Source organism: Virgibacillus subterraneus (genome assembly GCF_900110695.1).
GTDB lineage: Bacteria > Bacillota > Bacilli > Bacillales > Amphibacillaceae > Lentibacillus > Lentibacillus subterraneus.
On record NZ_FOEH01000001.1, the window covers coordinates 374,355 to 385,687 of the forward strand.

Below are 11,333 nucleotides of genomic sequence, written 5' to 3' on the forward strand. Positions count from 1 at the left end.
ACATGTATACATAAAAGAATACGATAAAAGTCCGATTGCGTAATTAAAGCAAATCTATTAACGTTATACTAGCAAGTTCATTTTCACGAGAGGAGAAATACAAACATGACAAAATCTAGAATTGCAGCAGTCGATGTAGGAAATGATGCATTAAAGGCAAACTTTGGTAAAATGGAAAGTAATTGCTACATACCAAATGTAATTGCGAGGGATATGGAGGACAGGCCGGTTATTGGAATTGAAGACCTCGATAAAAAGGATCCAATAGATAACCTGCACATTCGTGTCCACTCCCCTGCCCTGGAAGAAAACAATGCGGTATATCGGGTTGGTAATTTGGCAACTAAAACGAATAATTCAACAGAACTGGATCCGGGAAGCAGTAAGTCGGAGGAAGACCAGACATTGATTATGCTGTTTGCTTCTATTGCATTTGATGCAGTAAGCAGTGATGCATTTAAAGCGACAAAAAAAGATGTAATTGATGCCAACTATACACTGGGAACAGGTCTTCCATTACGTGAAGTAAAGGAAGGAAAAGATGTAGGGTACCGCTCCCAATTACTTGGTTCCGTTCATCAGGTTGAGTTTTTAGTAACACCGCAACACCAAGGGAAGAAAGTAAACATCAAATTTGATGAAGTAAAGGTTTATCCTGAGGGCTTTGCAGCATATGTAAACCTGATTATGGATAATGATCTTAACGTTATTAATAAGGAATTAATTGATAAGCAAATACTAATTCAAGATATTGGCGGACTTTCAACGGATATTGCTGTAATTCGCAACCGGAATGTTGACGATGATAAAGCACAAGGATTCCATCTTGGTGTTGCAGAATCCCTTGAGGAGATCCGCGAAGAAATTCGTACCAGACATGGTGTAGAGCTCGACAGCCGCCGTGATGTAGTTGATATAATTACACGTAAAAATGATCGTCATCACATTATGGTAAAAGGAAGTCGGACAAATGTTCATGACATTACTGATCGAATTTTATTGGAGCTTGCTAAGAAAGAATATCGTTATCTACGTAATGTATGGCAAAAGAATTCCCAGTCGGAAATCTGTTACTTTGTTGGTGGCGGATCAGCGGTGCTGAAGGATTATCTAAAGGCACTTAATAACAAGCTCGATGGCTACAATTTAGACTTCTTTGAAGATGAAAATGAGAGCATCTGGATGATGGCCAATGCGTATTACAAGTTAATCACTGATTTTACGAACAAGAATGCTCCAAAAGAGGTAAAGGAACAAGAGACAACGAAAGAAAAGTAGGGTGATAGTATGCGAGATTCCAAAAAAAGCATCGAACGGGGGCAATCGATTACGTTTCGTGTCCCGTCAGATACACCTGATTACTTATTAAAGCAACTGCAACGACTGAAGGAAACGGAACGCCGGAATTTTTCAAGCGAAATCGCACAATATGTACTTAGAGGCGTTAACGAGACTTTTGCAAAGGAACGGGAAACATTAACGGTACCGCTCCCGAAACAATTGACCAAAGAACAGAAAAGCTGGTTGAAGCATGAGCACTCTGAAGCATTAATTGGCAGTATACTATACCAGCTGCTTCAGGATCCAATGCGGGCAACAACTTTGCTGGCGTCTTTAAACAGTAATTCCCGTGACGTGGAAGAGGCACTTTATTTACAGGAAGAAGATGCTGCTGTCACAAATGAAGAACAGGAAATCAATTTAGACGGAGTGGATTTGGATAAATTAGATGAACTTCATCAGGAAGAAGAACCTGAGGAAGACGAGGAAGATCCATTAGGTGACTTTTTCTCAAAAATGAATAAATAATGAAAGTGGCCGGCACAAAAGTGTCTTAGTCAAAGTAAAAATCCGAACTATGATTCAAAATTCTTGAAAAAGAATTCGAATTAGTTCGGATTTATTTTGCAGTTTAAAAAGTATAACTACTTTCATACTGCATAAGTTCAACTAAGCATTCCCCAAAGGCTCGGTGAATGTTTCTAATGTTGCTAAGTAAACTAAAGGTGCCGATTCGTAGTATTTAGTGTGGATCCCTGACCGCGCAGATGGAATATATTCGCTTTCACCACTCCGGGTAAAAAGGCGACCGAAAAACATATTTTGGAAAATTTATTCCCACTACAAGGTGATTATTGCATGAAAGTTGGGGATTGATTTTCACTCGAATAAAAAGACGGTAGTTTTTCAGTGGCCGCCTCGCTATCCCGCAGGAAGCGGTTTTTGCTTCCGAGGAAGCTGAAGCGTTGCCCACGGAAAGCGTAGTGTATATTTCCGGAGCGGTGTAATTGCACTTAAATTATTTTTCATAGTCGTGTCGCATTTTATATCAACTATTTATTATATCCAACCATTGAAAATGAACGTTCTAAACATCCTGTCGTGTTATTATTCGCCTTTAAAATGGAAAGTTTAGTTACGTTCCTGTATCTTTTCGTATAATAATCACCAATCATATCAAACTAAGCCTAGAGAATGATAAAGGAGTTTGGTATGATGGAGCTTGATTGGATATGGAAGGCAGTACTTATCGTTTTGGGTGGTACATTCTTATTGCGGTTTGCAGGCAGAAAGTCAATTTCACAAATGACTCTTCCGCAAACAGTAATCATGATTGGTATCGGCTCATTACTTATACAACCGGTTTCTGGCAATAGCATCTGGCAGACTCTAGCTGTAGGGGCAGTACTGGTTTTCACATTATTCTTAATGGAATATGCACAAGTTAAGGGAAATATATTTGAAAGAATTATTACGGGAAAATCCAAAGTGTTAATTAAAAACGGTCAATTACAGGAACAAAACCTAAAGAAGTTAAGATTAACAGTAGATCAGCTTGAGATGAACCTGCGCCTTAAAAATGTATTAAATCTAAGTGATATAGAGTGGGCAACACTGGAACCGAATGGTCAAGTAGGATTTATATTGAAAAAAGAAGCACAGCCAGTTACAAAGAAAGAATTTCAGCAGCTGGCAACTGATATGCAGGGAACACTGAATCAATTGGCACCAAATAAAGAGATTCAACAGTTAAACAAGCAATTAACACAACTGAATAATCAATTGACACAAGTAACCAACCAGAAAGATATTTTTAACGAATTGGACGAAGATAATCCGAAAACACCCTCGCCAAAACATTTACAATAAGGTGGGGGTGTTTTACTGACTATACAAAGAACCCGACGGCAAGATATATTCCAACAGCAATCCCTACGCCTATAGAGCAAATTTTTAATTTATAGCGCGCATAATCGACCAAAGGCATCTCCAGGATGGATGCAGTTGTTATGGTTGTGTCGCCAAGTGGAGATGTCATCGCGCCAAATGATCCACTTGCAAATACAGCCCCTACCGTCAAAGGAATCGACGCACCTGTCGATACAGCCAGTGCTATTCCGAGTGGCATGAATAAGCCCCATGTTCCCCAGGATGATCCAATGAAGTAAGCAACAACCGAACCGAGGAGAAATATGATAGCAGGAATAGTAAAGCTTGGTAAAAAAGAACCGAGCGTTGAGCTGATGAACTGGGAAAACCCGAGATCTTCTGCAACGAGCGACAATGCCCAAACAAGTACAAGCAGAATAATCGCTTGCATCAATTGGTTTCCTCCATCAAAGAAGTGGAAGATTGTTTCTCCTAACTCCTGTTTACGTATCATGTAAAAAACAAAGGTTATTATTAGTGTTATAAATACTGCCAGCAGCATCACAAACGTTGCATCGGCCTCCGAGAACGCCTGGAAAATAGTGTCCGCTCCCTTAGCAACTCCATCTTGCCACAAAAGGAATAGCGACAACCCCAGTAATAAAAATAAAGGCACAATCAGGTTCCATGGCTGTGCTTTAACCATCGATAACTCCTTTTTAATTCCTTTACGGTGATAGCTTTCTTCCTCATTTGATTTCTTTTTTTCCACTTCTTTCTCAGAAGACGACCAGAATGTTCGAATCAGCCCTATGATTAGCATAACGATGGCAAAAAAGTTAAACGGAATACTGAGCAGGAAAATTTGGTATGGATCCATATCCAGATTATGTTTCTGAATGCCACCCTCAACAAGTGAGACCATAAAACCGACAAATGCAGTCGCAACAGGTAACAGGACAATTACCGAACTAGTCGATACATCCATCGTGAAACCGACTTTCCGTTTGGATATTTTCATTTCACTCATCAGCGATTTAACCACTGGACCGATCATCATAATCCGGAACATCGGCATCATGAATGTAAATGGCAATGTGAGCCAAATAAGGCTTAACAACCCACGTTGTGAATCTATCTTTCCACCAATCCACTCAGAAAAACCCTTAATACCACCCGAGATGTTCATCATGCCTATAAGGCCGCCAAATAAATAAAGAAAGGCAATAATCTTAATGTTATTTTCGTCTGATAAAGTCGTTACGATATAATTGACAGTTTCCTGGGACCCGCCTAACACACTGAATTCAACAAGCAACGCTCCAACAAGGAGGCCAAGCACAAGTCCTGGCAGGATTTTTTTAAGCCAAATGGACAATCCGATAACGATTATAAATGGAATTAAGGATAGCCAAGCATGTTCCATTGTAACTGCCACCTTCCATAGCTACGATTTACTTGATTTCATTCTGTGTTAATTAAAGTATTAGTTGTACTTAGGTATTCAAACAACCAATCGTTTTTGCCTCACATAAACTAGATATTATTCCTGTAAGTCAGGAGGTAAAGTTATGGAAAAAAAGAATGGGAATTTACGTACGCGAATTTGCCTGTTTCCAGGATATAGATGGTGCGGGCCGGGCTGCAGTGGACCAGGTTCTCCAGTTAACCCGGTTGATGCTGCCTGTAAAGAACATGATATGTGCTATAGACGGTATGGTCCCTCATGTAAATGTGATCAGGAATTTCTTTACCGTCTTCGCCCTCTAATCAACCCTTATACCCAACAAGGGAGACATGCCAGAACACTTTATTACGTAATGAAAGTACAATCACTTTTTTGCTAATTTGAGAACACTTACTCTAATGAAAGGGTGGTATTTGCAAATCATGCTGAGAGATCATCCGTCTGCATGCCAACGGTCTATTTATCACGATTATTATCTTTATTTATATCCTTACCTTCCAGGGCTTCCAGCGCGGACCGCCTTTCTTTTCTTTTCCTTCGGCGAAGTTCTTTTGTTTCACGATGATCAATGTGAATTGTTGGTGGCTCATAATCCTTGGATGCCCTTATGTCTTCATTAGACGCTTTCATAAATGACCAGGCCATCAGTGCCATGATGAAAATGACTGGAAAACCGGCTACAATACTGGCTGTTTGCAGCGTCTGGAGGTCCCCGACAATCATCAGAACAAGTGGCATCAGACAAAGTGTGAATGCCCAGAACAGGCGATTCCAGCGGAGTGGTTCTCCCTTCACTTCCTTCTGCACAACAGCAGACAGTATATAGGATGATGAATCGAAAGTCGTTGCCAGGAAAATAATTGCAAGAATGGTGAAGAGGGTAACCATTATGCCGGACATTGGAAGCTGGTTCATAATGGCGATAATAGCTGCAGGTGCACTATTTTCATTCATAAAACCAATAACGTCGAAACTTCCGGTCAGCTGTAAATGCAGACCATAGTTCCCCATAATTCCAAAAAACAGGATGCATCCTATCGTACCGTACATCATCGTCCCGAAAATCATTTCTTGTATAGTCCTTCCGCGGGAAATACGTGCAACAAACAGACCGACAAATGGGGCGTAAACAACCCACCATGCCCAATAGAAAACCGTCCATGCTTCTGGGAATTCTGTTTCACTATATCCGCTTATATTTCCAAACGGTTCCAGCCATGTCGCCATTTTAAAGAAATTATCGAATATTAGACCGATGCTGGTCAATGTTGTTTCACTGATAAATAAGGTTGGTCCAAAGATAAACATAAATAATAAAATGAAGATGGCAAGCCATAGGTTGATATCACTTAACACTTTTATTCCGCGACGCAAGCCGGAATAGGCGCTTACTGCAAAGATAGCAGTACAAATCAGCATAATGAAGGCTTTTAAAGTTAGGTTTACCGGTAAGCCGGTTATCGAGTTAACGCCTTCAGCAATCATAGGGGTACCTAATGCAAGTGTTGTTCCTGCACCTCCCATTAGCCCAAACATGAAAAGGACATCAATAACAACTCCTAGCGGTGTATCTACCAATCGTCCAAGGACAGGTCTTACTGCTTCACTTATTTTCAATACAGGTTTTTTTCTTACATAATAAAAGTATGCAATCGGTAGAGCCGGTAGCGTATAAATTGCCCAAGCGATTGGACCCCAGTGAAAAATACCATATGCAGGCGCCCAGTCAATCGCCTCACGTGAGCTTCCCTCTATGCCAAACGGCGGACCTTGATAGTAGTAAGCCCATTCAATCATTCCCCAGTAAAGAATGCTCGAGCCAATACCCGCTGCAAAAAGCATTGCCGCCCAGGATATTGTTCCAAATTCCCTTTCGGCATCTTCATCCCCAAGTTTAATACGACCGTTTTTACTGAACGCAACGAAGATTAGAAATGCAAAAGCTGCGAGTCCACCCAATAAATAAAGTACACCAAAATTCCCTGTCATGAATTCATTTGCAGCACCGACGATCTCTTTACCTTCTTCAGGGAAAACAGCAAGTGGAATGGAAACAGCTAGGAGTAATATTAGAGCACCTATAAATGTGGGCCAGTCAATCAAATTTTTATTCATATCTATATCACCCTTTCTAAAGATAGCTTTTCTATAACTTAGCAGGATATACACAATCATTAATCTTTCTGATTTGTTTTAGAGAAGACATTAGTACCGCTGTAAACCTCAAAAGAAATAATAATAAAGTTTATTTTTGTAAACAGTATAAGCAGGAGAAAAATTTTTAAATTAAACGGATAACTGTTAGGAGGAATTTCATGAATAAAAATGTCATCTTATCATGTGCGGTAACAGGTGCGGGAGATACCACATCAAAAAATCCGAATGTACCTGTAACACCAAAAGAAATTGCGGATTCATCCATTAAAGCGGCAAAAGCAGGTGCGACGATTGCTCATGTTCATGTACGTGATCCTGAGACAGGAATGCTAAGTCATGATGTGGAGATTTTTAGAGAAGTAGTGGAACGAATACGTGAAGCAGATACTGATGTGATTATAAATATTACTGCTGGTGGTGGTGGCGATTGGGTTCCAAGTGATGCTGATCCTACTAAGGGTGGTGAAGGTACTGATATGCAAACCCCTGAACAGCGCCATGAGCCTGTGGGTATGCTGTTACCTGAAATTTGTACGCTGGATTGCGGAAGTGTCAATTTTGGAAATCAGGTTTATGTCAGCCCTACAGACTGGCTGCGAAAACAAGCAAAGCTAATTCAGGAAAGTGGTGTTAAACCAGAACTTGAGTGCTTTGATACAGGTCATGTCAGATTTGCCAATCAATTGGTGGAAGAGGGTTTAATTGATGGTGATCCAATGTTTCAATTTTGCCTCGGAATCCCGTGGGGAGCTGATGCCGATGCAGAGACATTAGCATATATGAAAGGCTGTGTCGCGGATAATGCTAGCTGGGCTGCGTTTGGTATCGGACGGATGCAAATGCCAATGGTAGCCGAATCAGTTCTCCAGGGCGGAAATGTTCGTGTTGGCTTGGAAGATAATATCTATTTGAAAAAGGGAACATTGGCGACAAATGAACAACTGGTCGATAAAGCAATTGGAATTGTTCATAGTTTAGGGTCAGAAATCATGACTCCACATGATGCACGTGAATTTTTAAAACTTCGTAAACAAGATGGGAAGGCGGATTAACATGGATGGACATGATACATCTCAGATAAAAAACATCACTGTCGTAGGGACTGGCGTAATCGGTAATGGCTGGATTACTCGATTTTTAGCGAACGGTTATCATGTCACAGCAACTGACCCTGATCCGGCGGCAGAAGAACGAATGCGTGATGCAGTAGAAAAAGCCTGGCCAGCAATGGAGAGGATGGGATTAGCAGATGAGGCATCTATGCATAATTTATCATTTGAAACAGACCTTGAAATTGCCCTGACTCATGCTGATTTTGTGCAGGAAAACGTACCGGAGCGTGAGCAGCTTAAGCGAAAAGTCATGGCTGAAATTGACCAATACACACCTGAAGAAACGGTGATCGCTTCGAGCACATCCGGAATATTGCCAAGCACACTTCAGGCTGATTGTGCTCACCAGCCAGAGCGCGTTATTGTTGCTCATCCATTTAATCCAGTATACTTAATACCATTAGTAGAATTGGTTGGCGGCAGTAAAACGGAACTATTTTTTATTGAAAAAGCAAAAGACTTATATGATAAACTTAATATGAAACCACTTGTTATCCAAAAAGAAATCGAAGGGCATGTCGCCGATCGGTTAATGGAAGCTATCTGGCGTGAATCGCTTCATATTGTTAACGATGGTGTAGCAACAACGGAAGAAGTTGATGCATCTATTATCTATGGGCCTGGGTTACGCTGGGCATTGATGGGGCCATTTCTAACATTACATATGGGAGGCGGTAAGCAAGGTATGCGTCATTTACTTGATCAATTTGGACCAGCTTTAAAGCTGCCATGGACGAAACTTGTAGCCCCTGAATTAACCGACGAATTGGCTGAGAAAGTCATTACTGGGTGTGAAAAGCAGACTGATGGAGTTGAGATGAACAGTCTCGAAGAACGCAGGGATCAATTTTTAATTGAACTGCAGCAATTATTAGAAAAATACTGGCCTGGTGCAAATCTTACCGGTAAAATTTGATAGAAAGAGGGAGTTTTATATGGGAGAAGCAAAAGTAATTATTAATGATCAGGTTCCAAAAGATTGGATTGACTATAATGGGCATATGAATGATGCTGAATATGTCCGCGCATTTAGCTGGGGCGTCGATCGATTTATGAAGCTGGTTGGAATTACAGATGACTTTCGCGAAAATAATCACTATACGGTTTTTACAATGGAAAATCATGTTTGTTATCTGGCTGAAATGAAGTTAGGTGAGCCGTTTGAAGTACATCTGCAAATGCTTGATTATGACGAAAAGCGTGCACATGTTTTTTATGAATTGTATGGGGAAAATGGAAAACGTGCTGCAACAAGCGAGCAAATGCTGATGGGAATTGACCAAACGTCAGGCAGACCTGCACCTTTTCCAGATGAAATTTTTGCAAAGGTTAAAGATTTAGCAGATAATCATACTCCAGATGAAAAGCCCAAAGAAGCTGGCCGAGTAATAGGAATACGAAGCAAGAAGAAGTAAATGGTATGGACGTTGCTCATGGAGTAGCGTCTTAATTTTTGAGTTAAGAAAGTACCAATACTTTCTTACTGAATAAGCGCAACTAAGGATTTTCTATATAAAGGCTGGCGATAAGCCAAGTTTTCAAAATAATGGAGCGTTTGAAAGTTTGAAAGTAACCTTTATACTAAGAAATACAATTAATTTTTAGGGGAGAATGTAAAAATGATTGAGTTAAAGCAATTCGAAAGTACGGATTTCCAACAGCTGATCAATTGGATTAACACAGAAGAATTTTTATACCAATGGGGAGGTGCTAATCAATTTGAGTACCCTTTAAGTGAAACCCAATTATTAAACTATATTCAGAATGCGAATAGCGAAGACTCCAATACATTTGCATATAAAGTTGTGTATAAAGAATCAGGAAGCACAATTGGTCATATTTCGTTAGGAAGGATTGATAAAGCCAACAATAAGGGGCGAATCGGCAGAGTATTAATTGGTGATAAAAGCGTGAGAGGACAAGGGATAGGTCAGCAAATGATTAGAGAAGTCTTAAGCATTGCTTTTGAAAAACATAATTTGCACAGAGTGAGTCTTGGTGTGTATGATTTTAATGCTTCAGCAATTGCTTGCTATGAGAAGTCAGGATTTACAAAAGAAGGGTTACATAGAGAAGCAGCAAAAGTTGGAGATGAGTACTGGAACGTATGGGAAATGAGTATATTGGAGAATGAATGGTTTAAGGAATAGAAGGGTTGGGGGTCGTGTGAATTATGGAACCTGAAGGAACTATTGGCAGATTAGAAATTTATGCAAAAGTTAAAATTGTGAAAGGTGAAAACTTTGTAACGATTGAAGAGACAAAGGCATTAACTGCTGAGGAAATGATTGAATTTATATCTAATTTTATTAATGACCTTGAGCTCGGGGAAATCCCCAATGTGAATATTATGGTAAACAGTAAATTCACTGAAGAGGTCTATGAAGTGCTTCAAGACAATGATTTTCAGTTTCATGATGAATTGGTCACTGTTTATAAGGAACTTAATGAGGTAGTTGAACTGGAATCTAATTTTACATTTAAGTCATTACATAGTATTTCGCAACATGAGTTTAGAGAAATTTGGGCAGAATCAATGACCGATTCACTCAATGCCCCATCTTCATTAACGCTTGATGAACAAATGAAAAGCCTGGAAATAGAGTTAGGGCCAGACTATAAAGACTCCTGTTTAGTTGCTTATGAGGAAGGGCGGCCAGTTGGAGTTGCTATTCCACATATTGAACCAGATACCCTGGACGAAGGAAGGCTTTTTTATTTTGGCTTGATTCCAAGCGAACGTGGCAAAGGCAAAAGCATCCCCCTTCATAAACTCGCACTGCAGCTGTTAAAGGATGAATTTAATGCTTCCCGTTATATTGGCGGTACGAGTGAAAGTAACCAGCCGATGTTAAAAACTTTTATGGCCAATGGGTGTCATGTGATTGAGCGGAATAAGGTTTATAAGAAGATCAGTTAAGACGAGAAATTTAAACGAAATTATTAATATAATCCAGCGGAAATCACCAAATTGCCGAAGTTCACAATGGAAGCGCCGAAGATTACACTGATTTCGCCGAAGATCACAATTAGGTTGCTCGAAGTTCACAACTAGTTCGCCGAAGTTCTTAAAAATCGTTGCAATTATATTAAAACTTAAATCCTCCATTAAGACTATTTTTACATATCTGTATTGCAAGAAGTAATATTATATGATAGTCTTTCAATACAATATATTGGTATAAAAATAAAAATAACAACTATATATAGTGTTGCAAGTTAAGGTGACATTTATTGTCATAATAGGGAATCCAGTGAAAAACTGGAGCTGTCCCCGCAACTGTAAGTGTGGACGAACGAGTAACCCACTGTACCGAAAGCTTCACGGCTACGGTATGGGAAGGACTCTAGTAGATAGAAGCACGAGCCAGGAGACCTGCCATAGCTTGTAGTTTCAATTCCTCGGGGTAAGAGAAGGTGAAACGATAGAGAGATATATACATATT

The 11,333-nt window shown here is 39.9% G+C and carries 11 protein-coding genes and 1 riboswitch; of the genes, 9 read left to right on the top strand and 2 right to left on the bottom strand.

What is annotated here, in order from left to right; all coding sequences use genetic code 11:
* The first annotated feature begins 105 nt into the window (after window positions 1-105).
* The 3 genes from BMY13_RS01855 (at window position 106) to BMY13_RS01865 (ending at window position 3,150) form a co-directional block, all read left to right on the top strand.
* Complete coding sequence (locus BMY13_RS01855; protein ID WP_092491316.1) at window positions 106-1,278, top strand: ParM/StbA family protein; 1,173 nt, start codon at window positions 106-108, stop codon at window positions 1,276-1,278.
* A gap of 9 nt (window positions 1,279-1,287) precedes the next feature.
* Window positions 1,288-1,809, top strand: coding sequence for a hypothetical protein (locus BMY13_RS01860; RefSeq protein WP_092491317.1), 522 nt, complete (start codon window positions 1,288-1,290; stop codon window positions 1,807-1,809).
* 687 nt (window positions 1,810-2,496) lie between these two features.
* Window positions 2,497-3,150: a DUF421 domain-containing protein gene (locus tag BMY13_RS01865; RefSeq protein WP_092491318.1), complete on the top strand. Its 654-nt coding sequence runs from the start codon at window positions 2,497-2,499 to the stop codon at window positions 3,148-3,150.
* Between the two features lie 19 nt (window positions 3,151-3,169).
* Here the strand turns inward: BMY13_RS01865 and BMY13_RS01870 are convergent, their stop codons facing one another.
* Window positions 3,170-4,576 carry a Na+/H+ antiporter NhaC family protein gene (locus tag BMY13_RS01870; protein ID WP_092502083.1) on the bottom strand — a complete coding sequence of 469 codons (1,407 nt, stop codon included), beginning with the start codon at window positions 4,574-4,576 and terminating at the stop codon, window positions 3,170-3,172.
* Window positions 4,577-4,721: 145 nt separating this feature from the next.
* On the opposite strand from BMY13_RS01870, the gene BMY13_RS01875 reads away from it, so the two are divergent.
* Complete coding sequence (locus tag BMY13_RS01875; RefSeq protein ID WP_092502085.1) at window positions 4,722-4,997, top strand: phospholipase; 276 nt, start codon at window positions 4,722-4,724, stop codon at window positions 4,995-4,997.
* Window positions 4,998-5,074: 77 nt separating this feature from the next.
* On the opposite strand, the gene BMY13_RS01880 is transcribed toward BMY13_RS01875, so the two are convergent.
* Window positions 5,075-6,733 carry a BCCT family transporter gene (locus BMY13_RS01880; RefSeq protein WP_092502087.1) on the bottom strand — a complete coding sequence of 553 codons (1,659 nt, stop codon included), beginning with the start codon at window positions 6,731-6,733 and terminating at the stop codon, window positions 5,075-5,077.
* A 200-nt stretch (window positions 6,734-6,933) separates the two neighbouring features.
* On the opposite strand from BMY13_RS01880, the gene BMY13_RS01885 reads away from it, so the two are divergent.
* From BMY13_RS01885 to BMY13_RS01905, 5 genes are all read left to right on the top strand, one after another.
* Window positions 6,934-7,827 (top strand): beta-keto acid cleavage family enzyme, encoded by an 894-nt coding sequence (locus tag BMY13_RS01885; protein ID WP_092502089.1) that lies wholly within the window; start codon window positions 6,934-6,936, stop codon window positions 7,825-7,827.
* Between the two features lies 1 nt (window position 7,828).
* Window positions 7,829-8,803, top strand: coding sequence for a 3-hydroxyacyl-CoA dehydrogenase NAD-binding domain-containing protein (locus BMY13_RS01890; protein WP_092502091.1), 975 nt, complete (start codon window positions 7,829-7,831; stop codon window positions 8,801-8,803).
* A gap of 19 nt (window positions 8,804-8,822) precedes the next feature.
* Complete coding sequence (locus tag BMY13_RS01895) at window positions 8,823-9,302, top strand: thioesterase family protein (protein ID WP_092502093.1); 480 nt, start codon at window positions 8,823-8,825, stop codon at window positions 9,300-9,302.
* A gap of 204 nt (window positions 9,303-9,506) precedes the next feature.
* Window positions 9,507-10,037, top strand: coding sequence for a GNAT family N-acetyltransferase (locus BMY13_RS01900; protein ID WP_092502095.1), 531 nt, complete (start codon window positions 9,507-9,509; stop codon window positions 10,035-10,037).
* 23 nt (window positions 10,038-10,060) lie between these two features.
* Window positions 10,061-10,807, top strand: a complete 747-nt coding sequence (locus BMY13_RS01905) for a GNAT family N-acetyltransferase (protein ID WP_092502097.1) — start codon at window positions 10,061-10,063, stop codon at window positions 10,805-10,807.
* A gap of 285 nt (window positions 10,808-11,092) precedes the next feature.
* Window positions 11,093-11,285, top strand: a riboswitch (cobalamin riboswitch).
* Window positions 11,286-11,333: the final 48 nt, after the last annotated feature.

What these genes read in the sequence shown, in the direction of transcription:
- BMY13_RS01855 (WP_092491316.1), top strand. Translation starts at nt 106, where the DNA reads ATGACAAAATCTAGAATTGCAGCAGTCGATGTAGGAAATGATGCATTA.
- BMY13_RS01860 (WP_092491317.1), top strand. Translation starts at nt 1,288, where the DNA reads ATGCGAGATTCCAAAAAAAGCATCGAACGGGGGCAATCGATTACGTTT.
- BMY13_RS01865 (WP_092491318.1), top strand. Translation starts at nt 2,497, where the DNA reads ATGGAGCTTGATTGGATATGGAAGGCAGTACTTATCGTTTTGGGTGGT.
- BMY13_RS01870 (WP_092502083.1), bottom strand. Translation starts at nt 4,576, where the DNA reads ATGGAACATGCTTGGCTATCCTTAATTCCATTTATAATCGTTATCGGA.
- BMY13_RS01875 (WP_092502085.1), top strand. Translation starts at nt 4,722, where the DNA reads ATGGAAAAAAAGAATGGGAATTTACGTACGCGAATTTGCCTGTTTCCA.
- BMY13_RS01880 (WP_092502087.1), bottom strand. Translation starts at nt 6,733, where the DNA reads ATGAATAAAAATTTGATTGACTGGCCCACATTTATAGGTGCTCTAATA.
- BMY13_RS01885 (WP_092502089.1), top strand. Translation starts at nt 6,934, where the DNA reads ATGAATAAAAATGTCATCTTATCATGTGCGGTAACAGGTGCGGGAGAT.
- BMY13_RS01890 (WP_092502091.1), top strand. Translation starts at nt 7,829, where the DNA reads ATGGATGGACATGATACATCTCAGATAAAAAACATCACTGTCGTAGGG.
- BMY13_RS01895 (WP_092502093.1), top strand. Translation starts at nt 8,823, where the DNA reads ATGGGAGAAGCAAAAGTAATTATTAATGATCAGGTTCCAAAAGATTGG.
- BMY13_RS01900 (WP_092502095.1), top strand. Translation starts at nt 9,507, where the DNA reads ATGATTGAGTTAAAGCAATTCGAAAGTACGGATTTCCAACAGCTGATC.
- BMY13_RS01905 (WP_092502097.1), top strand. Translation starts at nt 10,061, where the DNA reads ATGGAACCTGAAGGAACTATTGGCAGATTAGAAATTTATGCAAAAGTT.